The sequence below is a fragment of the Amycolatopsis sp. MJM2582 genome (assembly GCF_000754115.1).
Taxonomy (GTDB): domain Bacteria; phylum Actinomycetota; class Actinomycetes; order Mycobacteriales; family Pseudonocardiaceae; genus Amycolatopsis; species Amycolatopsis japonica.
This window is the reverse complement of sequence record NZ_JPLW01000005.1, coordinates 115,435-138,722: the sequence shown is the minus strand read 5'-3', so window position 1 is coordinate 138,722 and position 23,288 is coordinate 115,435. Positions and strand designations below refer to the sequence as shown.

The 23,288-nt window shown below is 68.9% G+C and carries 26 protein-coding genes and 1 pseudogene; 14 read left to right on the top strand and 13 right to left on the bottom strand.

Features of this window, described 5'->3' with window-relative positions; translation table 11 throughout:
- Window positions 1-96: 96 nt before the first annotated feature.
- Window positions 97-639 carry a DUF1062 domain-containing protein gene (locus ED92_RS28505; RefSeq protein WP_037343744.1) on the top strand — a complete coding sequence of 181 codons (543 nt, stop codon included), beginning with the start codon at window positions 97-99 and terminating at the stop codon, window positions 637-639.
- Between the two features lie 424 nt (window positions 640-1,063).
- Window positions 1,064-2,325, top strand: a pseudogene (locus tag ED92_RS28500) (DUF222 domain-containing protein).
- Window positions 2,326-2,560: 235 nt separating this feature from the next.
- On the opposite strand, the gene ED92_RS28495 reads toward ED92_RS28500, so the two are convergent.
- The 3 genes from ED92_RS28495 to ED92_RS28485 all read right to left on the bottom strand — a co-directional run bounded on the left by ED92_RS28495 (window position 2,561) and on the right by ED92_RS28485 (window position 6,326).
- Complete coding sequence (locus ED92_RS28495) at window positions 2,561-2,905, bottom strand: hypothetical protein (RefSeq protein WP_235213379.1); 345 nt, start codon at window positions 2,903-2,905, stop codon at window positions 2,561-2,563.
- A gap of 191 nt (window positions 2,906-3,096) precedes the next feature.
- On the bottom strand, window positions 3,097-4,302 hold the full coding sequence (locus ED92_RS28490; RefSeq protein WP_037343740.1) for a class I SAM-dependent RNA methyltransferase: 1,206 nt from the start codon (window positions 4,300-4,302) through the stop codon (window positions 3,097-3,099).
- A complete protein-coding gene (locus ED92_RS28485) occupies window positions 4,299-6,326 on the bottom strand; it encodes an APC family permease (RefSeq protein WP_037343739.1) in 2,028 nt (675 codons plus the stop codon). Before ED92_RS28485 ends, ED92_RS28490 begins: the two co-directional genes overlap by 4 nt.
- A 97-nt stretch (window positions 6,327-6,423) precedes the next feature.
- Between ED92_RS28485 and ED92_RS28480 the strand changes: the two genes are divergently transcribed.
- Together ED92_RS28480 and ED92_RS28475 are read left to right on the top strand one after the other, a co-directional pair.
- The gene (locus tag ED92_RS28480) at window positions 6,424-7,089 is read left to right on the top strand and encodes a TrkA family potassium uptake protein (protein WP_016332962.1); all 666 of its coding nucleotides are present in this window, start codon (window positions 6,424-6,426) and stop codon (window positions 7,087-7,089) included.
- A complete protein-coding gene (locus ED92_RS28475; protein ID WP_016332961.1) occupies window positions 7,089-7,745 on the top strand; it encodes a TrkA family potassium uptake protein in 657 nt (218 codons plus the stop codon). The genes ED92_RS28480 and ED92_RS28475 overlap by 1 nt, the downstream gene beginning before the upstream one ends.
- Here the strand turns inward: ED92_RS28475 and ED92_RS28470 are convergent.
- Window positions 7,742-8,470 carry a DUF3159 domain-containing protein gene (locus ED92_RS28470; protein ID WP_037343737.1) on the bottom strand — a complete coding sequence of 243 codons (729 nt, stop codon included), beginning with the start codon at window positions 8,468-8,470 and terminating at the stop codon, window positions 7,742-7,744. The two genes, ED92_RS28475 and ED92_RS28470, sit on opposite strands and share 4 nt — an antisense overlap.
- 9 nt (window positions 8,471-8,479) lie before the next feature.
- The gene (locus ED92_RS28465) at window positions 8,480-8,860 is read right to left on the bottom strand and encodes an OB-fold nucleic acid binding domain-containing protein (protein ID WP_034316985.1); all 381 of its coding nucleotides are present in this window, start codon (window positions 8,858-8,860) and stop codon (window positions 8,480-8,482) included.
- Between the two features lie 103 nt (window positions 8,861-8,963).
- On the opposite strand from ED92_RS28465, the gene ED92_RS28460 reads away from it, so the two are divergent.
- The gene (locus ED92_RS28460; RefSeq protein WP_200882754.1) at window positions 8,964-9,671 is read left to right on the top strand and encodes an alpha/beta fold hydrolase; all 708 of its coding nucleotides are present in this window, start codon (window positions 8,964-8,966) and stop codon (window positions 9,669-9,671) included.
- Here the strand turns inward: ED92_RS28460 and ED92_RS28455 are convergent.
- Together ED92_RS28455 and dut are read right to left on the bottom strand one after the other, a co-directional pair.
- Window positions 9,668-10,321, bottom strand: a complete 654-nt coding sequence (locus tag ED92_RS28455) for a DUF3710 domain-containing protein (protein ID WP_037343736.1) — start codon at window positions 10,319-10,321, stop codon at window positions 9,668-9,670. The genes ED92_RS28460 and ED92_RS28455 overlap by 4 nt on opposite strands.
- Complete coding sequence (gene dut, locus ED92_RS28450) at window positions 10,321-10,803, bottom strand: dUTP diphosphatase (RefSeq protein WP_007033571.1); 483 nt, start codon at window positions 10,801-10,803, stop codon at window positions 10,321-10,323. Before dut ends, ED92_RS28455 begins: the two co-directional genes overlap by 1 nt.
- 24 nt (window positions 10,804-10,827) lie before the next feature.
- Between dut and ED92_RS28445 the strand changes: the two genes are divergently transcribed.
- On the top strand, window positions 10,828-11,328 hold the full coding sequence (locus tag ED92_RS28445; protein ID WP_052120910.1) for a DUF3093 domain-containing protein: 501 nt from the start codon (window positions 10,828-10,830) through the stop codon (window positions 11,326-11,328).
- Between the two features lie 86 nt (window positions 11,329-11,414).
- On the opposite strand, the gene ED92_RS28440 is transcribed toward ED92_RS28445, so the two are convergent.
- Window positions 11,415-11,723, bottom strand: coding sequence for a DUF4193 domain-containing protein (locus ED92_RS28440; protein WP_005164528.1), 309 nt, complete (start codon window positions 11,721-11,723; stop codon window positions 11,415-11,417).
- A 454-nt stretch (window positions 11,724-12,177) separates the two neighbouring features.
- Here ED92_RS28440 and cei point away from each other — a divergent pair, with 454 nt between their 5' ends.
- Entirely contained in the window at window positions 12,178-12,861 is a 684-nt protein-coding gene (gene cei / locus ED92_RS28435; protein ID WP_037343732.1) for an envelope integrity protein Cei, read from the top strand.
- A gap of 86 nt (window positions 12,862-12,947) precedes the next feature.
- Here cei and ED92_RS28430 read toward each other — a convergent pair whose 3' ends face one another.
- Window positions 12,948-13,766 carry an inositol monophosphatase family protein gene (locus ED92_RS28430; protein WP_037343730.1) on the bottom strand — a complete coding sequence of 273 codons (819 nt, stop codon included), beginning with the start codon at window positions 13,764-13,766 and terminating at the stop codon, window positions 12,948-12,950.
- 67 nt (window positions 13,767-13,833) lie between these two features.
- Here ED92_RS28430 and ppgK point away from each other — a divergent pair, with 67 nt between their 5' ends.
- The 3 genes from ppgK (at window position 13,834) to ED92_RS28415 (ending at window position 16,854) form a co-directional block, all read left to right on the top strand.
- Window positions 13,834-14,595, top strand: a complete 762-nt coding sequence (gene ppgK, locus ED92_RS28425; protein WP_037344485.1) for a polyphosphate--glucose phosphotransferase — start codon at window positions 13,834-13,836, stop codon at window positions 14,593-14,595.
- 246 nt (window positions 14,596-14,841) lie between these two features.
- Window positions 14,842-16,242: an RNA polymerase sigma factor gene (locus tag ED92_RS28420; RefSeq protein WP_016332951.1), complete on the top strand. Its 1,401-nt coding sequence runs from the start codon at window positions 14,842-14,844 to the stop codon at window positions 16,240-16,242.
- Between the two features lie 93 nt (window positions 16,243-16,335).
- Window positions 16,336-16,854: a pyridoxamine 5'-phosphate oxidase family protein gene (locus tag ED92_RS28415; RefSeq protein WP_037343728.1), complete on the top strand. Its 519-nt coding sequence runs from the start codon at window positions 16,336-16,338 to the stop codon at window positions 16,852-16,854.
- A 9-nt stretch (window positions 16,855-16,863) separates the two neighbouring features.
- Here the strand turns inward: ED92_RS28415 and ED92_RS28410 are convergent, their stop codons facing one another.
- A complete protein-coding gene (locus ED92_RS28410) occupies window positions 16,864-18,063 on the bottom strand; it encodes a hypothetical protein (RefSeq protein WP_235213378.1) in 1,200 nt (399 codons plus the stop codon).
- 47 nt (window positions 18,064-18,110) lie between these two features.
- Complete coding sequence (locus ED92_RS28405; protein WP_037343724.1) at window positions 18,111-18,488, bottom strand: hypothetical protein; 378 nt, start codon at window positions 18,486-18,488, stop codon at window positions 18,111-18,113.
- Between the two features lie 62 nt (window positions 18,489-18,550).
- Here ED92_RS28405 and ED92_RS28400 point away from each other — a divergent pair, with 62 nt between their 5' ends.
- Both ED92_RS28400 and ED92_RS28395 read left to right on the top strand, forming a co-directional pair.
- Window positions 18,551-19,342, top strand: a complete 792-nt coding sequence (locus tag ED92_RS28400) for a bifunctional 2-polyprenyl-6-hydroxyphenol methylase/3-demethylubiquinol 3-O-methyltransferase UbiG (RefSeq protein WP_037343723.1) — start codon at window positions 18,551-18,553, stop codon at window positions 19,340-19,342.
- On the top strand, window positions 19,339-20,529 hold the full coding sequence (locus ED92_RS28395; RefSeq protein WP_037343721.1) for a hypothetical protein: 1,191 nt from the start codon (window positions 19,339-19,341) through the stop codon (window positions 20,527-20,529). Before ED92_RS28400 ends, ED92_RS28395 begins: the two co-directional genes overlap by 4 nt.
- On the opposite strand, the gene ED92_RS28390 is transcribed toward ED92_RS28395, so the two are convergent.
- Both ED92_RS28390 and ED92_RS28385 read right to left on the bottom strand, forming a co-directional pair.
- Window positions 20,521-20,727 (bottom strand): hypothetical protein, encoded by a 207-nt coding sequence (locus ED92_RS28390; RefSeq protein WP_037343718.1) that lies wholly within the window; start codon window positions 20,725-20,727, stop codon window positions 20,521-20,523. The two genes, ED92_RS28395 and ED92_RS28390, sit on opposite strands and share 9 nt — an antisense overlap.
- On the bottom strand, window positions 20,724-21,308 hold the full coding sequence (locus ED92_RS28385) for a hypothetical protein (protein ID WP_081975963.1): 585 nt from the start codon (window positions 21,306-21,308) through the stop codon (window positions 20,724-20,726). The genes ED92_RS28390 and ED92_RS28385 overlap by 4 nt, the downstream gene beginning before the upstream one ends.
- A gap of 110 nt (window positions 21,309-21,418) precedes the next feature.
- On the opposite strand from ED92_RS28385, the gene ED92_RS28380 reads away from it, so the two are divergent.
- Window positions 21,419-22,597, top strand: a complete 1,179-nt coding sequence (locus ED92_RS28380; protein WP_037343714.1) for a sensor histidine kinase — start codon at window positions 21,419-21,421, stop codon at window positions 22,595-22,597.
- Window positions 22,594-23,256 carry a response regulator transcription factor gene (locus tag ED92_RS28375; protein WP_037343712.1) on the top strand — a complete coding sequence of 221 codons (663 nt, stop codon included), beginning with the start codon at window positions 22,594-22,596 and terminating at the stop codon, window positions 23,254-23,256. Before ED92_RS28380 ends, ED92_RS28375 begins: the two co-directional genes overlap by 4 nt.
- Window positions 23,257-23,288 lie beyond the last annotated feature (32 nt).

The window sequence follows — 23,288 nt, the reverse complement described above, 5'->3', positions numbered from 1 at the left end:
TGTGAGACCTCCCGAGCGCTGATTTCGTCGCGCGTCGCGTCTTTCGCGCCGCGCCGCCTTTTGCTGCGGATTTCTCACTGAACGGGTGTACTTCCCATGCTCGAAAACTGGGTGGTCGTTCCCACCTGCCTTCCGGTCGTCCTCCGTCGTTGCCACGCCTGCGGATCCGGGCGCTTCCGGGCGAACGGCAAATTCCGGGTCAACGCCAACCACAAACTCATCGACGTCTGGCTCCTCGTGCTCTGCACTCGCTGCGGGGACACCGCGAAACTCACGATCCTGGAGCGCGTGAACGTGCGCTCCGTCCGGCCTGAACTGCTGGATCGGCTGCACGAGAACGACCTCGGCCTCGCCGCCGAGCTGCTCCAGGATCCGGCCGTGCTCCGCCGTAACCACGTCGCCCTCGATTGGGAGGGCGCTTGGCGGCTCGATACCGGTTCCTTGTGTCATGGGGACTTTCGCGATGTCTCAGTTCACTTCGAGGCCCGGATTCCGCTTCGGCCTGTGCGGTTGATCGCCGAGGGGTGTGGTCTTTCGCGGGGTGAGGTCGAGAGGTTAATCGAGGAGGGGAGGGTGGTTTCGGCGGTGCGGTTGCGGGGGAAGGTTTCCGGGGACTTCACTTTTAGGCTGAAGCGCTGATCTTGGGTCTCGCACTCACGTGATCAGCGGCATGACTCGCGTGATCGAAGGCGGAACTCGCGTGATCAGCAGCGGAACACCCGAGTGCGGCCTCTAATCACGCGAGTCACGTCCCTGATCACACGAGTAACGCCGCTGATCACGCCGAGCCCTGTGTGCCCAGTCCGTGAAGGCCTCCTTGAGGGACCCAGAGTCCCTCAAGGAGGCCTTCACGGACTTCAGACCAGGAGAGGATGGCGGCCTTAGCACCTTCAGCGTTGCGAAGAGACTTTCGCGACACACTGACCTCCCGTCCGCCACCTTCACGAATCGCGAGAGTCACGACGCAAAGAAATCAAATCACCCATCAGTGGTAAATGTGCAATTACCGTTGTCGCTTAAAATTACAAATGATTCCCACTGCATTTTTCGGTAATATGGAGATGTGCCCGAGACGACCATTCCCGAACTGCCGCAGGAGCTGTGGCGCGCCGGCAAGCTGGAGCTTGCCCACGGCGTGACGCACCTGCTGCAGGTCATGAGAGTGGCCTCCGCCGGAGTGGGGAAGTTCCTGGCGGAGATCGAGTCGCGGGGCACGGAAGACTTGTTCGGCTACGGGAGCGCGGCATCGTGGCTCGCCGATGTCGCCCGGATCTCCCTTGGCGACGCGCAAGACATGGTGAACCGGGCCCTGGCCTTGAACCCCGCGCCGAGCGTCGGTGGCGAGGTCACCGTGTTCGCGCCCGCGACCGCCGCCGCGGCCGAGGACGGCGCGCTCGGGGAGCAGCACATCGACCTGATCCTGGAGATCCTGCGCAAGATCCCGTCCGAGGTGCCCGTGGAGGACCGGGCCGGGGCGGAGAAGATCCTCGCCGACCTCGCCCGCGACGCCGGGCCGAAACAGATCGCCGAGGCCGGAGCCGACCTGCTCGCACACCTCGACCCCGACGGGAACGAGCCGAAAGACCCCGAGCCCGCCCCGCCGCGCCGCGCCGCGAGGTGTTCGTCGAGCGCCGCAAGGACGGATTCTGGAAGCTCTCCGGCCTGCTCGACCCCGAAACCGGCGCCCGCACCGCGGCCGCGCTGGACGCCTACGCGGCCAAACGGCCGGTCGACGAGTTCGGCCAGGCCGACCACCGCACCCTGCCCCAGCGCAGAGGCGACGCGTGGGCCGAGCTCCTCGATCTCGCCATCGCCTGTCCCGACCAGCCGGGCACCTCCGGCTACCGCACGCTGGTGCACGTGACCGTCGGGCTCGATGCGCTGAAGACCGGACTCGGGACCGCGTGCCTCGACTTCGTCGGCCGGATCACCGCCCGCGAAGCCCGGCTGGCCGCCTGCGACTGCCTGATGATCCCGGTGGTGCTGGGCGCCGCCGGCGAACCCCTCGACGTCGGACGGATGAAACGCTTCGTCACCCCCGGCCAACGCCGGGCCCTGAACATCCGCGACGGCGGCTGCGCGTTCCCTGGCTGCCATCGAGCGCCGAAACACTGTCACGCCCACCATATTCGGCACTGGGCCGACGGCGGCCCGACCGATCTCCGGAACCTGGTCCTGCTTTGCTCCTTCCACCACCGGCTCATCCACCACGGTGATTGGCAAGTCCGGATGGCGCCCGAGGGGATACCGGAATTCGTGCCGCCCCAGTACCTCGATCCGCTACAGGTGCCACGGCGCAACACTCTCCATCGCGTCGTGACCTGACCTTCGCCCCATCCCGAGGAGCCCGCCGACCGCACCGGCGACGGGCTCCTCGGCATGCCCATATTCAGCCCCAGACGTTTGCGTGTCGCGAAAGCCACTTTCGGGACATCACGCGTCGCGAAAGTGGCTTTCGCGACATGCGCCAGACCGCGGGTCTCACCAACGCCTTCACCATCCCTGGGCCGAGCGGGAAGAAATACCAACCCATTCCAACCCGAAACGCCACGCAGACTCCTCAAAGGTAAATGGCCGCCGGTGTTCCCCGATTCCCCGTCATCTGGTCCAGCGCCCATGCCCGTCCGAACTCGGCCAACGCGGGGCCCGACCAATACGCGGGAATACTGATCCCCTTCCACAGCGGCATCTTCGGCCCGCTCAGGGTTCCGTGACTGACCTGCACCTGGACCGCGCCCTCCACCCAGGTGAAGACGAAATGCGCGTACATGAACATCCACGCCTGCCTGCCCAGCAGATCACGCGCGAGCACCGGCCCTTCGGATGGGTACGGCGCCGTGTAGATCACTTGCTTCCGGCCACTGCGATAACTGATCTCCTGGGCTGTGACACCAGGAGGAAGCATTGAAGGCTCCATTCGATCAGTCCTCCACAATGGTGATCGTGCCGTGCCCGTCACAGCCGGAACAACCTTTTCCATCACAGTCGCCGCAGACCGAGGTAAGATAGTTCATAATGCGAGCAAGTTAACGAGCACGACGACACCCGGACAAGCCGAACGAAGCCACTCCATTCCGACGGATTACAAATCCGGAATTATTGCAACAACGCAACGCATTCGACGTGGTGCGTCATCGGGAAAGCGTCGAAAGCGCGCAGATCCACCAGCCCGTATCCGTGTTCCTTGAACAGCGCGATGTCGCGCGCCAAGGCGGCCGGGTCGCACGCGACGTAGACGATCCGGTCCGGGGATCCCTCCACAATGGACTCCACGACCGCCTTGCCCGCGCCCTTGCGCGGCGGGTCGAGGACGACCACGTCCACCGGTTTGGGGGCATCGGCCACCAGGTGTTCGACGCGGCCGGAGCGCCAGCGGACCTGCGGGAGGTCGGCCAGGTTCTCCTCGCCGTCGGCGACGGCACGCCGTCCGGATTCGATGGCCAGGACCCGTCCGCGCGGGCCGACCTGCGAAGCGAGCACGGACGCGAAGAGGCCGACGCCGGCGTACAGGTCCCAGGCCACGCCGTCGCGCGGTGCCTCGGCCCATTCCGCGACGACGGCGGCGAGCGTGTCCGCGGCGGCCGGGTGGACCTGCCAGAAGCCGTGGGCGTCCAGGCGCCAGTCCCGGCCGGCGGCGTGCTGTACGGCGATGCCGCCCGCCAGCTGCCGCGCCCGGGTCTTCCCGTGGACCGTGGACAGGTCGCGAAGGTGCACTTGCCCCTCGCCGTCCTTGGTGACCTCGATTTCGCTGCCGGGCCGCCAGTTGCGCGACACGACGTCGTCGAGCGCGCCGGGGACGGTGATCGGGCAGTCGTCGATCGCGATCACGCGGTGACTGTGGTGCGCCCGGAAACCCGCCTTGCCGTCCTTTCCCGCCACGAGCCGCACGCGGCTGCGCCAGTCCAACGGGCCACCGTCGAGCGCTTCGACGACGACGTCGCGTTCGATCCCGGCGAGCCGCTTCAGCTGCTCCATGACCACGGCGGCCTTGAGTTCACGCTGATGCTTGGGCGTGGCGTGCTGCCAATCGCAGCCGCCGCACTCCCCCGGCGCCGCGAGCGGGCACGGCGGCTCCACGCGTTCGGGGGATGCTTCGAGGACCTCGATCGCGTCGGCGCGGCAGAACGAGCCGCCCTTGTCCTCGGTGACCGTGGCCAGGACCCGCTCGCCGGGCAGCGCGTGCCGGACGAACACGACCCGGCCCTCCGTCCGGGCGACGCAGTGCCCGCCGTGCGCGACCGCGCCGACCTCCAGCTCGATCGTTCGTCCGAGCCAGGTGCCGGTCGACGCGTCCACACTCATTCTGCTTTTTCCTTGTTCTTCTCGGGTTGCTTGACGACCGGGGAAAATCCTCGGCGCACGTCGCCTGCCGCCGGACGCGCCTTCCGGTCGCGTTTGATCGCCTTCTCCGACGATTCGAGCTGCCACGGCACGCTGGTCACCATGACGCCGGGTTGGAACAGGAGACGTCCCTTCAGCCGCAGCGCGCTCTGGTTGTGCAGGACCTGCTCCCACCAGTGCCCGACCACGTACTCGGGGATGAACACGGTCACCACGTTGCGCGGATTGTCACCGCGGACGCGCTTCACGTAGTCCAGCACCGGTTTCGTGATCTCGCGGTACGGCGATTCGATCACCTTCAGCGGCACCTTGAAATTGTGGTCGTCCCATTCCTGGACGAGTTTGCGGGTCTCGACGTCATCGACGTTCACGGTCACGGCTTCGAGGACGTCCGGCCGCACCGCCTTGGCGTACGAGACCGCGCGCAGGGTCGGCAGGTGCAGTTTCGAAATCAGCACGATCGCGTGGTTGCGCGAAGGCAATACGGCCGGTTTCCGGTCCATCTCGCGCAATTCCTCGGCGACCCGGTCGTAGTGCTTCCGGATCGCGGTCATCAGCACGTAGATCGCCACCATGGCCGCGATCGCGATCCAGGCGCCGAGGAGGAACTTCGTCACCAGCACGATGATCAGCACGGTGCCGGTCATGGTGAGGCCGATCGCGTTGACCGTCTGCGAACGCCGCATCCGCCGCCGCACCGTGGGATCGGTTTCCCTGGCCAGCAGCCGGTTCCAGTGCCGGATCATGCCCGCCTGGCTCACCGTGAAGGAGACGAACACCCCCACGATGTAGAGCTGGATGAGCTTGGTGACCTCGGCGTCGAACGCGATGATCAGCACCAGGGCGAAGGCGGCGAGGAACAGGATGCCGTTGGAGAAGGCCAGCCGGTCGCCGCGGGTGTGCAGCTGACGCGGCAGGTAACGGTCCTGGGCGAGGATCGAACCGAGCACCGGGAAGCCGTTGAACGCGGTGTTCGCGGCCAGCAGCAGGATGATGCCGGTGGCGAAGGAGATGTAGTAGAACGCGGGGGTGAAGTCGGCGAACACCGCCTGCGCGATCTGCGCGACGATCGTCTTCTGCTCGTAGCCGGCCGGAGTGCCGGTGAGCTGGGTTTCCGGGTGCTCGGCGAATTTGACGTCGGTGATGATCGCCAGCGTGATGATGCCGACCAGCATCGTCACCGCGAGCACGCCCATCATCAGCAGGGTGGTCGCGGCGTTCTTCGATTTCGGCTTCTGGAACGCCGGGACCCCGTTGCTGATCGCCTCGACCCCGGTCAGCGCCGCCGCACCGGAGGAGAACGTGCGCAGCAACAGGAAGAAGAACGCGAAACCGGTCAAAGAGGCTTCTTCGTGCAACTGGAAGTCCGCGCTCTCGGCGCGCATGTCGGCGCCGGAGGCCGCTTCGATCAGGCCCCAGATCACCATGCCGAGGATGCCGATGATGAACCCGTAGGTCGGGATCGCGAACGCTTTGCCCGATTCGCGCACTCCGCGCAGATTCAGTGCGGTCAGCACCACCACGATGATGACCGCGGCGATCACCTTGTGCTGCGCCACCCACGGAATGGCCGACCCGATGTTCGCCACGCCGGACGACGTCGACACCGCGACGGTGAGCACGTAGTCGACGAGCAGCGCGCTGGCGACGGTGAGGCCGAATTTGCCGCCCAGGTTGGTGTTCGCGACTTCGTAGTCACCACCGCCGCTGGGATAGGCGTGCACGTTCTGCCGATAGGACGCCACCACGACCAGCATGACGAGCGCGACGGCGACGCCGATCCACGGCGCGAACGCGTACGCCGACAAACCGGCGACGCTGAGGGTCAGAAAGATTTCCTCAGGCGCGTAGGCGACGCTCGACAACGCGTCGGACGCGAAAATCGGCAGCGCGATGCGCTTCGGCAGCAGCGTATGCGAGAGGCGGTCACTCCGGAATGGACGTCCGAGGACGAGCCGCTTCAATACGGTCGGGAACTTCGACACCGCAGAAGCGTAACGGGCGGTGCTCACGGTAGGTTCGGCGCTGGTATGTCTGGGTACCTGCGGACGGGTGAACGTCCGACGACGAAGGAGGCAGGGCGTGCACGTGGTGATCATGGGATGCGGCCGGGTAGGCGCATCCCTGGCCGCGGCGCTGGAGCGGCTGGGGCACGAAGTCGCCATCATCGACAAGACCCAGCAGGCGTTCCGGCGGCTCGGCAGTGATTTCCACGGTCAGCAGGTGGTCGGCGTCGGTTTCGACCGGCAGGTGCTGATCGAGGCCGGGATCGAACGCGCGGGGGCCTTCGCGGCGGTGTCCAGCGGCGACAACTCGAACATCATCTCGGCGCGGGTGGCCAGGGAGAACTTCGGCATCGACAAGGTCGTCGCCAGGATCTACGACCACAAACGCGCGGCGGTCTACGAACGGCTCGGCATCCCGACCGTGGCGACCGTGCCCTGGACGACCGACCGGTTCCTGCGCACCCTGCTCCCCGACGGCGTCGCCTCGGAATGGCGGGACCCGTCGGGCAGCGTGGCGCTGCTGCAGCTGCCGCTCAACGAGGGCTGGGTCGGGCACAGCGTGCGCGACCTGCAGGACACCACCGGCGCGCGGGTCGCGTTCATCATGCGGTTCGGCACCGCCGTCCTGCCCGACACCAAGGCCGTGATCCAGGCGGACGACGTCGTGTACGTCGCCGCGAAATCAGGCACTGTCAGCGACGTGACCAGCGTCGCCGCTCGCGAACCGGAAGAGGAGAACTGATGCGGGTCGCGATTGCCGGGGCCGGCGCGGTCGGCCGGTCGATCGCCGCGGAGCTGATCGACGGGCGTCACCAGGTGATGCTCATCGAACGCGAGGCCGACCAGTTCGAGCCGCACACCGTCGAACAGGCGGACTGGGTGCTGGGCGACGCGTGCGAGGTCTCGATCCTCGAGGAGTCCGGGATCGAGGAGTGCGACGTCGTGATCGCCGCGACGGGCGACGACAAGGCGAACCTCGTGGTGTCGCTGCTGGCGAAGACCGAGTTCGCGGTGCGCCGGGTGGTGGCGCGGGTCAACAACCCGGCCAACGAATGGCTGTTCAACGACGCCTGGGGCGTCGACGTCGCCGTCTCGACCCCGCGGATGCTCGCGGCGATGGTCGAGGAGGCGGTGAGCGTCGGCGATCTGGTGCGGCTGATGACGTTCCGGCAGAGCCAGGCGAACCTCGTCGAACTCACCCTCCCGGAGGAGACGCCGCTCGCGGGCAAGGCGGTCAGCGAGATCAACCTGCCGCGGGACGCGGCGCTGGTGACGATCCTGCGCGGCGACCGGGTGATCGTGCCGCAGCCGGAGGACCCGCTGGAGCCGGGTGACGAGCTGCTCTTCGTGGCGACGTCGGACGTCGAACCGGAGATCCGGACCGCGCTGGGTTACTAGTTGTCGACGGCGGGCGCCTGCGCGTACTTCGCGCGCAGGCGGGCCTCGACCTCTTCGTCGGTCTCTTCTCGCGGGGCTTCTTCGGCCTGCGCCTTGAGGTGCTTGTCCGACCGCCGCACCGCCCAGACGACGGTGAGCAGGCCGAGCGCGTACAGCGGGTAGCCCATCGCGATCTTCGCGAAGGCCAGCCAGCCGGTGTAGTCCTCGTCGTAGAGCCAGCGCTGCACGACGAACCGGGCGCCGAAGATCAGCGCCATCGCGGCGGTCGCGATCGAGTAGGAGATCAGCGACTTCTTGTCCTTGCGCCACGCGTGGCCGCTGCCGTTGAGCGCGTTCCACACCACGCCTGCGAGCGGCCAGCGGACGAGGATCGACAGCACGAAGACACCGCAGTAGACCAGGCTCGTCCAGATGCCGAACAGGAAGAAGCCCTTGGCCGAACCGGTCCGGTAGGCGATGAACGCCGCGATCGCGACGCCGAAGAACCCGGAGATCGCGGGCTGCAACGGCTCCTTGCGGACGATGCGCAGCACGGTGATCGCCACCGCGCTGCCCACCGCGGCCCAGATCCCCACCGTGAGCCCGAAGATCGCGTTCGCGATCACGAACACGATGACCGGCAGCGAGGAATAGAACAGTCCGGACAGCCCGCCCATCTGTTCCAGCAGGGTGGGCTGGGGCTTCTTGTCTTCGGTCTTCTCTTCGCCGCCGACGGGTTCAGTCACGATGCGGGATCAACTCACAGGGCTCTGAAGTTCGTAATAGGGGTTGTAAAGCACCTTCTGACCATCACGTTCGGCCATCCGGCCGCGCACCTTGATGGTTCGCCCGGGTTCGATCCCGGGGATCCGGCGGCGTCCGAGCCAGATTAGCGTCACACCCTGTGTGCCGTCGAACAGCTCGGCCTGCAGGGTCGCCGCCTCGTTGGTCGGGCAGAGCTCCACACTGCGGAGTCTGCCGAGCACCGTCACCTCTTGACCCGACCGGCAGTCGCAGGCGCGCTGCGCTCCGCCGGCCTCGGATTTTTCGGACAGATCGTCGGCGTCGAGATCCTCGACGTCGCTGGTCAGCTTGCGGACCAGCCGGCTGAAGTAGCCGCCGTCTTTGGCGGACATAACGGTGCTCCTGTGCTCCGGGGCCCCCGACTTGAACGGCCCGTGCGTAATCCAGCGTAACTGTGCTCGGACCAGGACAACGGGTTTGGGAGAAGATCGCAACGTGACCTCCGCTATTCCGCCTACGACGGCAGTAGTACTCCCCGGCACCGGGTCCGACGAAGTGTTCGTGCGCGCCGTGTTCGCCGGTCCGCTGCGGGCACTCGGCATCCGGTTGCTCGCCCCTCCCCCGCCCCCTGGCGAGAGGCTCGCGGAGGGCTATCTCGAGGAGCTGGACAGGCTCGCCGACGAGCACGGTCCGCTGCTCGTCGGCGGCATCTCGTTCGGCGCGCACCTCTCGGCGGAGTGGGCGGCGCGGAATCCGGGCCGCTGCACCGGCCTGCTGGCCGCGCTCCCGGCCTGGAACGGCCCGGCCGGGCGAGCACCCGCGTCGCTCGCCGCTCGGCTGTCAGCGGATCTGGTGGCCGAAAACGGGGTCGACGGCGCGCTGGCGAAATCCTCCGACGGCGTCCCGGAGTGGCTCGCGGCGGAACTCGGCCGCGCGTGGCGGCGGCACGGCGACGGACTGGCGGCGAGCCTGCGCACGGCGGCGGCCCATCCCGCGCCGTCACTCGAAGACCTCGAGGGTCTCGACGTGCCCGTGGGGATCGGCGCGTGCGTGGACGATCCGATCCATCCGGCGGAGGTCGCCCGCGCCTGGGCGGACGCCCTGCCGCGCGCCGAGGTCGGCGAGTCGACGCTCACCGCCCTCGGCGCGGACCGGGAGTCACTGGGCCGGGCGACCGTGCTGGCCTGGTTGAAAGCCCGCTAGCCCTGCTGTTCGGCGATGTGCTGCGCGACGGCGTCGGGCAGGGTGATGGTCAGCGGGGTGCGGACCGGCATCGGCGCGTCACCGCGGTCGACGATGGTGTGCCGCACGATCTCCCGCAGCACGGCCGGCGCCTGGGACGCCTGCGACTGCGGACCGGCGATGACGCCGCGGAGCATCCAGCGCGGGCCGTCGACCCCGACGAACCGCAGCGCGACGTCGCCGACGATCGCCGACAGCTCCAGCCCCCACTCCCCCATGCCGACCGAGACCTTGGCGCCGTCGGCCCGCAGCTGCTCGGTGAGCTCGGTGCTGACGTCCTTCCACAGGCCGCCGGACCGCGGTGCCGCGTAGCCGCTGACGGTGATCTGGCCCTGTTCGGTGACGACGTGCACCGCGCGGACTCCGCCGCTCTCCGGATCCATCTCGACCTGGACCTGGGAACCGTCGGGCACCGGCACCTTCACCGAGCCGAGGTCGATCCTCGGGATGCCGTCCTCGGGCGCGTCGGCGAGGTCGAAGGGGCCGTCGGAGGTCTCCGACAGCTGCGACTCGATCTCTTCGTCGGCGTCGTCGGCAACTGGACGCTCGTCGACCTCGGGCGCGGCGTGCCGTCCGGTCGGCTTCGCGCGCTTGCGTCCGAAAATCCCCACTAGTTCTCCGTTCCTTCCCTGGCTCCGGCTCCCAGTGTGGCGTGTCCGCCCGTGGAGCCATACCCTCCCTCGCCGCGCTCGGACGGCTCGAGCTCGGCGACCTCGACGAACTCGGCCTGTTCGACCCGTTGCACGACCAGCTGCGCGATCCGGTCGCCGCGGGTGAGCACGACCTTCTCGGAGAGATCATGGTTGATCAGGCAGACGCGGATCTCACCGCGGTACCCGGAGTCGATCGTGCCGGGGGTGTTGACGACCGAGAGGCCGACGCGGGCGGCGAGACCCGAGCGGGGGTGGACGAAGCCCGCGTACCCGGGCGGCAGCGCGATCGCGACGCCCGTGCCGACCACGCCGCGTTCACCGGGCGCGAGCACGAGATCCGAGGTGGTGACGAGGTCGGCGCCCGCGTCGCCGGGGCGCGCGTAGGCGGGGAGGGGGACCGAAGGATCGATCCGGGAAAGCAGTACCTGAACGGTGGACACGGGCGGCGAGACTACCCTGAAGAGGTGGTTGAAAGTGTGAGCGCGGCCGAAGGCGGCGACGTCAAGCATTCAGAGCGGCTCTATGTCCCGTGGTGGGGCTGGCCGTTGCCGCTGCTGGGCGGCGGGCTGCTGGCGGCGGAGATCGACATGGGCTATCCCGGGCTCCGCGGATGGCTGCCGTACGTGGTGCTGATCCCCGCGGTGATCGCGCTGATGATCTCGCTCGGCCGGTCCCGCGTCCGGGTGACCGGTGGCGCCGAGCCGGAGCTGTGGCTGCGCGACGCGCATCTGCCGCTCAAGTTCGTCGGAGACGTCGACGTCATCGACAAGGAAGCCAAGCGCAAGGCACTCGGCCGCGACGCCGATCCGGCGGCGTTCGTGCTGCACCGGGGCTGGGTCGGCCCGGTCGTGCGGGTCTGGCTCACCGACCCCGACGACCCGACGCCGTACTGGCTGTTCAGCACCCGGCATCCGGAGAAGGTGGCCGCGCTGCTGCGCCAGCCCGCCTCGAAGCCCCAGGCATAGGAAAGGGGGCCGGCCACTGGCCGGCCCCCTTTGTTCCTGTTTCAGTCCCCGAAGCCCCTGTCGCGCCGTCCCCTGTGCCCGTAGGCTCAGGCGCAGTCGCGGCAGATGAGCCGTCCGCCACTCTCCTCCGCGAGCCTGCTGCGGTGGTGCACCAGGAAGCAGACGGAGCAGGTGAACTCGTCGGCCTGCTTGGGCACGACCTTGACGGTCAGGTCCTCCCCGGAAAGTCCGGAGAGGTCCGCGCCCGGCAGCTCGAAGTTCTCGGCGGTCGCGTCCTCGTCGACGTCCACGACGCCGGACTGGTTTTCGTTACGCCTTGCCTTCAGCTCTTCCAACGAGTCTTCGGCCAGCTCGTCGGCTTCGCTGCGGCGCGGAGCGTCGTAGTCGGTCGCCATTAGTCCCTCACCCCTGCGATGCTTTCGATGTCAGATGGCCCGGACCCGCGAGCGCGCGGCTCGTGAGTCCTTCGTGCCGCTGGTTAACGTCCCAGCGCCCCTGTTTGTGCCCGGCTGGGCAGTGAGCGAGGTCTCTCTTTTGCGCCTCTTACTGCCGCCTGAGCCCGCGAAGGGTAGCTCACGTCGATACCGGCTCTGCAACGAGTCAGACATTGCTGCGATTACGTCACCCAACAGGGGGAACCCTGCTGTCAAGACGCCTGTCGTCCGAATGGGTTGCCCCCGCGTCGGGTACCTCACCCCTTGGGCCCGGCTGCTTGCCCGGAGTGGCCATCGCGTGGTGCTATCCGGAGGCCCGCGCCGATCACCCGCGCCGCAACGCATAGGCTGATCGGACACGATGGTGAGTTGAAGCACCGTCCGGGGATCCGGGCTTTGGGGAAGGGACTGGCAGGTGGCGTCGGGGAACGGCATCGGGGACCGCGGGGCGAGGCCGTATCGCAAGCACAATCCGCTGCCCGCGCTCATCGTCATCGGGGTGATGGCGCTCGGCGCGGTGATCGTCTGGGTGAACGTCGTCGCGAGCAAATCCGACATCGACGCCAGGGTCCGCTGCGATCCGCCGCCCGTGCCGCAGCAGGGTGTCACCTACACGCCGCTGGCCCACAACGGTCTCGACGACCGCGCGCCGGTCCCGCCGGACAAGGTCGCCGTCCAGGTGCTCAACGGATCCCAGGTGCGCGGCCAGGGCGGCATCGTCACCAGCACGCTCCGGGAACTCGGTTTCTCGCAGATCGTCGAACCGGACGTCGACCCGGCCTACAAGAACGCGGAAGCCAAATGCCGCGGCCAGATCCGCTTCGGTGAGAACGGCGCCGCCGCGGCCCGCACGCTGAGCCTGGTGGTCCCGTGCGCCGAACTGGTCAAGGACAACCGCAAGGACGCTTCCGTCACGCTCACCACCGGCACCCTGCTCGGCGACATCCGCCCGAAGGCGGAGGCGCGCCAGGTCCTCGACCAGCTCACGAAATGGTCGAAGGCGCAGCAGGGCAGCGGCGGCGGTGAGCAGTCCGCGGGCGGCGGTGCCCCGGTGATCGACCAGGCACTGCTGAAGGCCGCTCGCGAAGCCCCCTGCTGACGCTCTCGCTCACTCAAATGTCATGAACGGCCCTTTCCTGACGTTTTTCGTCAGGAAAGGGCCGTTCATGACATTTGGCGGGCCCCTCAGATCGTGCCCACGCCCGAGTCGATGAGCGCCTCACGCAACGGCGCCGCGATCGACGGCGCCACCGCGAACGTCGCGTCCGGCCCCAGTTCCGTGTCCTCCCCCGGCAACGACACCCGAGCGCCCGCCTCGGCCGCGATGAGCGCGCCGGCGGCCCAGTCCCAGTGTCCGAGGCCGTGTTCGACGTAGGCGTCCAGCCAGCCCGCCGCGACGGCGCACAGGTCGAGCGAGGCTGCCCCGTTGCGCCGGACGTCCCGCACCCGCGTCGCCAGTTCCGCGACGAACCGGGCCTGCTTCGTCCGCCGTTCCACCTTGTAGGCGAATCCGGTGCCGACGAGCGTCAAGTCCAGCCGGGAAGGGGTGTTGACCGACAGCGGCCGCCCGTCGAGGAACGCGCCCTGCCCGCGCGCGGCGGTCCAGCGGCGCCCGCTGACCGGTTCGACGACGGCGCCCGCCACCGACACCCCGCCGACCTGCGCGGCCACCGACACGGCGAACCAGGGCAGTCCGTAGAGGAAGTTCACCGTCCCGTCGATCGGGTCGACCACCCACGTCACGCCGTCACCGGCGATACCGCCGCCCTCCTCGCCGAGCACGGCGTCGTCCGGGCGCAGTTCGGCGAGCCGGGCGCGCACCAGCCGTTCCGACTCGTGGTCCACGGCGGTCACCACGTCGGTGTCGGCGGATTTGGTGTCCACGCGCACCTCGCGGCCCGCGTTCATCCCGGTCCAGGCCTCGTGGACCAGTTCGGCGGCCTCGCCCGCGACACGCTCGGCGACACCCTTCAGCAACGTCTCGTCAACTCCCACGTCCGCCATGTCACCACATCCGGTTAAAGTCTCCGAGGCAGGCTTCTGAATCGTGCGAGAAGGGACCACGTCCGTGGTGGAGGCGACCCGAGGGTTCGGTATCGACATCGGCGGCAGCGGGATCAAGGGCGCGCTGGTGGACTTGGCGCAGGGACAGCTGATCGGCGACCGGATCCGCATCGACACGCCGAAGCCGTCGACCCCGGAGGCGGTGGCGGACGTCGTCGCCGAGATCACCGGCCAGGCGGGCTGGGACGGCCCGGTGGGGGTCACGCTGCCCGCGGTGGTCAAGAAGGGGGTCGCGCACACCGCGGCCAACATCGACCGCAAGTGGATCGGCACCGACGCCGACGCCCTGTTCGCCAAGCGGCTCGGCCGGGGCGTGGACGACATCGCGATGCTCAACGACGCGGACGCCGCCGGCATGGCCGAGATCCGCTGGGGCGACCCCGTGGCCCGGCGCGGCGTGACGGCGCTGCTGACCTTCGGCACCGGCATCGGCAGCGCGGTCTTCCAGGACGGCAAGCTCGTGCCCAACACCGAGTTCGGCCACATCGAGGTCGACGGCTTCGACGCGGAGAAGAAGGCCGCGGCGTCGGTGAAGGACAACGAGGAGCTGTCGTATCCCGAATGGGCGGAACGGGTGAACAGGTATCTCTCCGTGCTGGAAAACCTGATCTGGCCGGATCTGTTCATCGTCGGCGGCGGGGTCAGCAAGAAGTCGCACAAATGGGTCCCGCTGCTGGACATCCGCACGCCGGTCATCGTCGCGTCGTTGCAGAACAACGCGGGCATCGTCGGCGCCGCGGCCGCCGCGGCGGAGGGCATCGAGCACTGACCCGACCGCGCTGACATCCACCCCGCGGATGTCACTTCGGCGCGTCGCACGGCGTGTCGCGCCCGCCGGTCGGTGGTCCGCGCCGCGACGCTGTCACGTATCGTCGTTACAATGGAACACGGCCCCCGGCGGCGGCACTCACGAGAACGAGGGAAACCGCAGGCCGAGGGGTGTTCCCCGAAGTTTGAGGCAGCCGAGACCATCACGCCTCGGCTCGTCATGATCGACCGCTGCGAAAGGGCGTAAGTGGCAGCCGCAAGAACCGCAACCCGAAGCGGGACGAAGACAGCGACCGCAGCCGGCGAGCCGGCCGACGAGGCAGCCACCGACGCGGCGAAGCCCGCGGCGCGCAAGACCGCCGCCAAGGCGGCCGGCGCGAAGAAGGCCCCGGCGAAGAAGGCTCCGGCCAAGAAACCCAGCACCAAGAGTGCGAAGACCGAAGACGGCGACCCGGAAGACGGTCCCGGCGACCTCGACGAGGCCGACCTCGAGACCCCGGATCTGTCCGACCTCGAAGAGGTCGAGGTGGATGTCGTCGACGCTTCCGTCACCGAGGAGACGGACGAGGACGCGGAGTCCGAGGAGGACGTCGAAGAGACGCCCGCCCGCGGGCGCCGCACGTCGACCGACAAGAACGCCGGCAAGTCTTCCGACAACCCGGACTTCGTCTGGGACGAGGAAGAGTCCGAGGCGCTGCGCCAGGCCCGCAAGGACGCCGAGCTCACCGCTTCGGCCGACTCGGTCCGCGCGTACCTCAAGCAGATCGGCAAGGTCGCCCTGCTGAACGCCGAGGAGGAGGTGGAGCTCGCCAAGCGCATCGAGGCCGGGCTCTACGCCGCCGAGCGCGTCCGCAACGCCGAGGAGGAGGGCGAGAAGCTCGTCACCCAGATGCGGCGAGACCTCAAGTGGATCGTGCGCGACGGTGAGCGGGCGAAGAACCACCTCCTGGAGGCGAACCTCCGGCTCGTGGTCTCGCTGGCCAAGCGCTACACCGGCCGCGGCATGGCGTTCCTGGACCTGATCCAGGAGGGCAACCTCGGTCTGATCCGCGCGGTCGAGAAGTTCGACTACACCAAGGGCTACAAGTTCTCCACGTACGCCACCTGGTGGATCCGTCAGGCGATCACCCGCGCGATGGCCGACCAGGCCCGCACCATCCGTATCCCGGTGCACATGGTCGAGGTCATCAACAAGCTCGGCCGCATACAGCGTGAACTGCTGCAGGACCTCGGTCGCGAGCCCACCCCCGAAGAGCTCGCGAAGGAAATGGACATCTCCCCGGAGAAGGTCCTCGAGATCCAGCAGTACGCCCGCGAGCCGATCTCGCTCGACCAGACCATCGGCGACGAGGGCGACTCGCAGCTCGGTGACTTCATCGAAGACTCCGAGGCCGTCGTCGCGGTCGACGCGGTGTCGTTCACGCTGCTGCAGGACCAGCTCCAGTCGGTGCTGCAGACGCTGTCCGAACGTGAGGCGGGAGTGGTGCGGCTGCGGTTCGGCCTCACCGACGGCCAGCCGCGCACGCTCGACGAGATCGGCCAGGTGTACGGGGTGACCCGTGAGCGCATCCGGCAGATCGAGTCGAAGACGATGTCGAAGCTGCGTCACCCGTCGCGTTCGCAGGTGCTGCGCGACTACCTGGACTGAGCCCAGGGTTCACGGAAGACCCCGTCACCGTTTCGGTGGCGGGGTTTTTCGCGTCCGGTGTCGAATCGCGGCCCGCCCGTTCGACGCGTGGGTATGACGAAACCTCACGCCACCAAGAACCTCGACCGCTACGGAGCCGCGGAACTCCCCTGGAGCCGCGCGCGGGACGTCCTCGCCGAGGACACCCCGACCGCCGACCTGACCTTCTTCGTGACCACCGTGCGTCCCGACGGGCGTCCGCATTCGGCGGGCGTCGGCGCCGTCTGGGTGGACGACGTCCTGTACTTCAAAGGCGGGCCGGGCACCCGCCGGTCCCGCAACCTGGCCGCGAACCCGGCGTGCGCCGTTTCGGTGCGGCTGCGGGGAATCGACCTCACGATGGAGGGCGAGGCGCACCGGGTCACCGATCCGGCGACGCTGGAACGGGTCGCGGCGGTCTACCGGACGGGCGGCTGGCCCGCGACGGTGGAGGGCGACGCGCTCACCGCGCCGTTCAGCGCGCCCAGCGCGGGCGCCCCGCCCTGGCATCTGTACCGCCTGGCCCTGCGCCGGGCCATCGGCGTGGCGGGCGCCGAACCCCATGGCGCCACGCGCTGGGACTTCACCCCGTGAGGTCCGGGCTCAGGGGCGACCGGTCAAGGTGGTCCACGGGACGTGGACGGTCACCCGCTCCCGGAGCTGTTCGTTCATCAGCCACAGCTCCCCCGTCGCCGGCCAGTACGACAGGTTCTGCGAGTTCACCGGCGCCCGCCCGCTCAGCCGCGACGTCGAGGTGCCACCGACCCCGCCGTGCAGGCACGAAGGATGGTCGCCCGCCACCCCGGCGTACTCGGGGCACACACCGGTCAGCACGAAATATCCGTTGCGCGCCACCGATCCCTGCATGCCCCACACCGGCGACACGAAGCCTTCCTTCGCGTGCACGGTGCCGTCGGCCGACACCTTGGGCAGCCCGGTCGCGCGGTCGAACGGCCACCGCAGCACCCGGCCGCCCGCCGCGTTCGGGATGTGCTCCGCGGTCACGATCGAGCCGTCACCGTGGTCGAACGACATCGTCGCGAGACACGGCCGGATCCCGGGCGCGTTGGTGCAGCCACCGCCGCCGGGGTACCAGTAGGCGCCGATCTGCGGCATCGCGTAGTCGTAGAACGCCGCGTGGTACTTGCCGTCCGGACCCTTGCCGACGACGCCGGAGCTGTCGTCGACCTTCCAGAAGTGCGTGGTGTCGAAGACCCGCACCACACCCCCGGTGGTCGCGACGAACAGCCGGTTCCCGATCCAGGTCATCCCGTGACCGTGTCCTTGCACGACGGCGAAGTTGTCGTTCGACGTCGGTTCGACGAGCAGCACGTGCCGGTAGCCCAGCCCGGTGGCGTCCACAAAGGACAGACGCACCATGGTGTCGCCGGGCGTGTGCCACGACGTCGCCACCACCCGTTTGCCGCCGACCTTCCCGGTCGCCGCGTCCGCGTCACCGGAACCGGTCAGTCCCTGCGGGATCCAGTCGTTGGTCTTGTCGTCGTTGGCGTCTTCCCAGCAGAATCCCGCCGGGTTCAGCGCCGCCGCGAGATACGTGGCGTGGCACAGCGGCCGCGCCTTCCGGTTCGCCGACGACAGGATCTCCGGCAGCCCGCGTGCCGGGAGGTGGTCCTCCAGCGCGGCGATCCGGGCGCCGTAGGTGCCGAAGCTCGAACCGGAGGTCCAGCGGAAACCGTCGACCGTGGCCGCGTCCATCTTCGGGAAGGCGGCCGCGGCGGAGGCCACGCCCGGGATGAACGCGAACACCAGCAGGAGTGAAGCGAGAAGTCCCAGCCTCTTCATGCCCGCGAGCCTCCCGGCCGCGCGCATACTTTCGATACAAACCCGCGTCAGGACACGGAAAGCCCGCGCTCGGCCAGGGATTCCTCGACGCGCAGCCGTTCGATCTCCCGGTCGAAACCCTCCGGCAGTTCGGCCAGCCGGTGCTCCACCTCGACCTCCCGGCAGGCCTGGACGAGCAGCGCGTCGTACGCCTGCCTGGTGCCGTACCGGCGGACGGCGGAGGCGCCGGACGGAAGCTCCGCGAGCAGCCGGTGCACCCGGCGGAGATCGGCGGCGAGTTTCTCGATGGGCGGCCCGGCCGGGAGTTCCGGTCGGCGGCGGCCGCGCCACCACCGCAGCCCGGCCGGCACTTTCAGCGCGCACCAGAAAAGAACCGAAGGCGCCACGGCGACCACGGCGTACAGCGCGACAGGCCCGATGGCCATGACTCATGGTAATCCCGCGCGGAGCGCCGGAGAATCCGCGAATCCGGGCTATATTCGCGACTGTGCTGACCGAGGGCTACCGCTACCCGGACACCGGCGACCACGTCACCGGTGTGTTCATCCGACGGCACGAGCCCTACGACGGCTACTGGACGGCCAGCGAGGACCGCGCGCTCGGGAAGGTCGCCGAACGGCTCACCGAGATCCTCGCCCCACGCGAACGGGTCAAGGCGCTCGACGCCGGGTGCGGCGAAGGCCGCCTGCTCCCCTGGCTCGCCCGGTTCTCCGCCGACGTCACCGCCGCGGATCCCGACCCGGACCGGCTGGCCAAGGCACGCGAGACCGTCGTCGAGGACACCGAGTTCTCCTTCGCCGTCTCGCCGATCACCGGTTTGGACGGCGGCCCGTACGACCTCGTGCTGTGCAGTCACGTCATCCAGCACGTGCCGACGCCGGACGTCGGACCGATCCTGCGGCGGCTGGCGGGGATCACCGCGCCCGGCGGCGTGCTGGTGCTCGCGTACAGCCGGTCACCGATCGGGCAGGGCGCGTTCAGCCTCGACAGCGTCGAAGCGGGCGACGAAGTCCGCTCGCGCCGGGTATCGCGCGAAGAGTTCGACCAAGCACTGCACGACGGCGGCCCGGCGCTCCCGGTGCGCCATCTGGACCCGGCGGAGATCGCCGCCGACGCGGCCGAAGCGGGCTGGCGCACCGAGTGGGAGTGGACGTACCACGTCCTCGACGATCTCGGCCCGGCCGACGAGCACATCGACCGCGACGAACTCGTCAACGCCTCCGGCCCGCTGCGCCGCCATCTCGGCCGGGACCTGATCACGGTGCTGCGCCGCCGATGACCGCGGTGCTCCTCACCTTCGCGTGGGCGGTCCCGCTGTCGGAGCGGGAGGCCGGGAAGGTGCTGGACGGCGGACGGGACCGCGGCCTGCTGGCCCACCTCGACGGCAAACTCGGCGACGAGTGGACGGCGGCGGAGAATTTCCTGGCCAGTTACACGACACCGCCCCGAAGACGGGTGCTGCGCAAACGCACGCTCGCGATCCGCGTCGGCGAGACCGGCCTGCCGTGTGAACTCGTCGTCACCTGGCATCCCGCCTATCACGCGATGACGCTGGTCCTCGCCACCAAGATCACCGGAGCGGCGGCGGACGGGCCCGCCGCCGAGTTCGACCTCGCCATCGCGATCCTGCAAAGCCTTCAGGGCCGGGAGACGTCGAACGAGGAGAAAGGGCTGCACGGCCGCTACGGCGAGAAGACCTTCCCTTCGCTCCTCAAGGCCGTCACCCACGTCTTCGAGGACTTGACCAAGGGGTGCGGCCTCACCGAAGGGCTCGGCCGCAAGGGCTGGTGCGTCGAACTGCGGTCCCACGACGGGCATCCGCCCGCCCAGCGGGTCGCCGCCGATCCCCGGCCGTTCTACGGGATGGCGACCAGCGACGAGGGCTGGCGGTTCGTGCCCCGCGAGGTCGCCAGGGACGCGCTCGGCCCGTCGTGGGGCACGCGGTCCTTCGTCGCCGCCTACACGATGGCGGGTGGGATCGTCTGCCTCAACAGCAAGGATTCCGAGTACGTCGAGCACCAGGCCGAGCTGATGCGCGGCCCGTTCGGCGACGCCGATCCGTACTTCGGTATCGACAGCGAGATCGGCGGGCTCGACCACGGGATGCTCTTCATCCTCGAACGGGTCCTCATCCGGATGGCGCTGGCCGACCAGTGGCTGGCGTCGATGAAGCAGACCGGGAGCCGCACCCGGCTGTTGCGCGGCTCGCTCGACGACATCCTCGAAATGCTGCATTCGGTGCTGCCGCCGGAGATCGATTCCCTGGAGCGCCGGCTGGTCACCAGCATGGGCGTGGAGCGGATCATCGCCCAGCTCGACCGCCAGGCCGAGGCGATGGACGAGGAGACCAGGTACGCCTATGAGAACACGGTGAGCGCGCGGGTCACGCGGCTCACCGTGGTGACCGTCGTGCTGACGGTCGTCACCATCGTCCTCGGGGTCCTGCAGGTGCTCGTCTCACTCTGACCGGCGCCCCTTGCGGGCGCGTTCGGCGAACAGCACCACCACGCCCGCGGCCACCATCAGCGCGCTCGCCACCACGTGCATCCCCGGCGGGAGAAGGTGGAGCTGGACGAACCAGCTCGGGTTCGTGCTCCCCAGCAACCGGTTGATCAGTCCACCACCGCCCTGCACCAGCAGCAGGATCCCCAGCAGTTCGATCATCGTCGTGCCCCTTCCCCGACCCGGTCCTTCGGTGAGAGCTCCTGCCACAGCGGCCCGGTGGCGAACCAGATGGCGGTCACGACCCCCAGCCGTGGCAGCCAGCCCCACAACGGGTCGACCTGTGCGGTGCCGCCGACCATGGCGATCAGCAGGAGCAGCACCCCGGCGGCCAGCCCGCAGGCCAGCACGCATTTGAACCAGTCACGCCATTCGGCGCGCAGCTTGTCCCGTCCCCTCGGCTTGGGCGGCGGTGGCGGCCCGCCCGCGAACCGGTGCGCGAACCGCACGTCGGCCCACTTGATCATCGAATGCCCGAACACCACGCTGAAGCCCAGGTACACCGCGGCGAGGCCGTGCACGAAGTTCGCCGTGGCCCCGTTGCGCAGGTCGATGACCGTCGCGACCAGCACGACGATGTCGATCACCGGGGTCAGGAGCAGCAACGCGACGCCGGTGCGCTTGAGCTTGAGCGGATAGCGGGCCACGAGGCCGGCGAGGATGGCGACCCAGAAACCGATCTCCCCGCCGGCGATCACGGCCGCCATCGGGTTTCTTTCGATGAAGTCCCAGATCTCGTTCACGAGCCGAGTCTGTCTGGCGAGCGGGCGGGGCCGCGTCGGCGAACGGCACGAGATCATCGTCATCAGTTCGTAGGACCCCGCGGCGGGTGCCGGTGTGCTGGGATGGAACGGTGCCCACGTTCGTCCCGCGCCTGAACCACCTCGCCGAATGGAAACAGGACCTCGTCATCGCCTTCGGCACCTGGGTCCTGGGCGTGCTGGTCTATCTCAGCGGGATGCACGTGCTGCTCAACGGCAAGGACGACACGCCGCTGTGGATCCGGCTGACCGAACTGACCGTGTTGTGCCTCCTGCAGGTGCTGCGCCGCAAGGTCCCTTTAGGACTGTTGTGCGGGCTCGCCGTCCTCGGCGTGGACATCGCGTTCGGTCCCTCGCTGCCGATCTTCGTCATCTTCACCGACTTCCTTTACGCGACGACCCTGTACGGCTCACGACGGGTCAGCCGGGTGATGATCGGTGTCGCCGCGGTCGGGACGCTCGCCGCGGTCTGCCTGGCGCTCCTGTTCTCCGCGCAGTGGCGCACGGCGATCCTCGTCGCGTTCGCGTTCCTGCCGTTCCTGGTCACCCCGGTGTGGTGGGCGGCCAACGTCCGTCAGCAGCGGGACATCGCCCACAACGAGCGGGCGAACGCGGTCCAGCTGGCCACGATCGGCGAACTGGACCGGAAGGCCGCCGTGGCGGGCGAACGGTCGAAGATGGCACGGGATCTGCACGACGTCATCGCCGGGCATCTCTCGGCGATCGCGATCCAGTCCGAAGCCGCGCTGTCGATGGCGACCGCCGACCCGCAGCTGTCCAGGAAGGTGCTGGAATCGGTGCGGGAGAACAGTGTCAGCGCGCTGGAGGAGATGCGCGCGATGATCGGGCTGCTGCGCGCGGACACCGAGATCGAGCCGACCGCGCCCGCCCGGCTGGCCGAACTGTCCAAACTGGTCGAATCGGCGCGGGCGAGCGGGCTGGCGGTCGAACTCGGTGCCGTACCGGACCGGTCCGCCGACCTGCCCGCCGCGGTCGACCTGACCGCGTACCGGATCGCGCAGGAAGCGCTGACCAACGCGATGAAACACGCTCCCGGCGGGCGGGCCGTCCTCGACATCCGGTCGAGCGGCGGCATACTCACCGTCGAGGTGCGCAATGATCTTCAGCCGGGCCACCCCGGCGACAGCGGGACCGGCCTCGGCCTGCTGAACATGCGGGAACGCGCCGCCGCGGTGGGCGGCACCTTCACCGCCGGGCCGTCCGGCGGCCGCTGGCTGGTCCGCGCCGAACTGCCTCTGGAGGGGTCTTGAGCGACGGGAACATCAGGGTGCTGGTCGCCGACGACCACGGCGCGATCCGTGCCGGGTTGATGATGATCCTCGGCAACGCCGACGGTATCGAGGTGGTCGGCGAGGCCGCGGACGGCGCCATCGCCGTCCGCCAGGCGAAGGCGCTGAAGCCGGACGTCGTGCTGATGGACGTGCGGATGCCCGGGGTCGACGGCATTGCCGCCACGCGGGAACTGACGGCGGAGGGGCTGTGCGAGGTCCTCGTGCTCACCACCTTCGATCTCGACGAGTACGTCCACGCCGCGTTGCGGGCGGGCGCGGCCGGGTTCCTGCTGAAGTCGGTGGAGGCGTCGCGGCTGATCGAGGCGGTGAAGCTGGTGGCGGCGGGCGAAGGCGTGCTCGCGCCGCAGGTCACGCGCAAGCTGATCGCCGCCTTCGCCGCGGGGACCCGTGAACCTTCCGTCGTCCCCGCCGGGCTCGAAGACCTGACCGAACGCGAACGCGAAGTGCTGGCGTGCCTGGGCGGTGGCCTGTCCAACGCGCAGATCGGCACGCGGCTGCACATCGGCGAGACGACGGTGAAGACGCACGTCTCCCGGGTGCTGACGAAACTGGGGCTGCGGTCACGGGTGCAGGCGGCGATCCTGGCGCAGGAGAACGGCGTCGTCCTGGAGGGGTGAACTCCCACCGATCTGCGAGGTGGACGGCGATC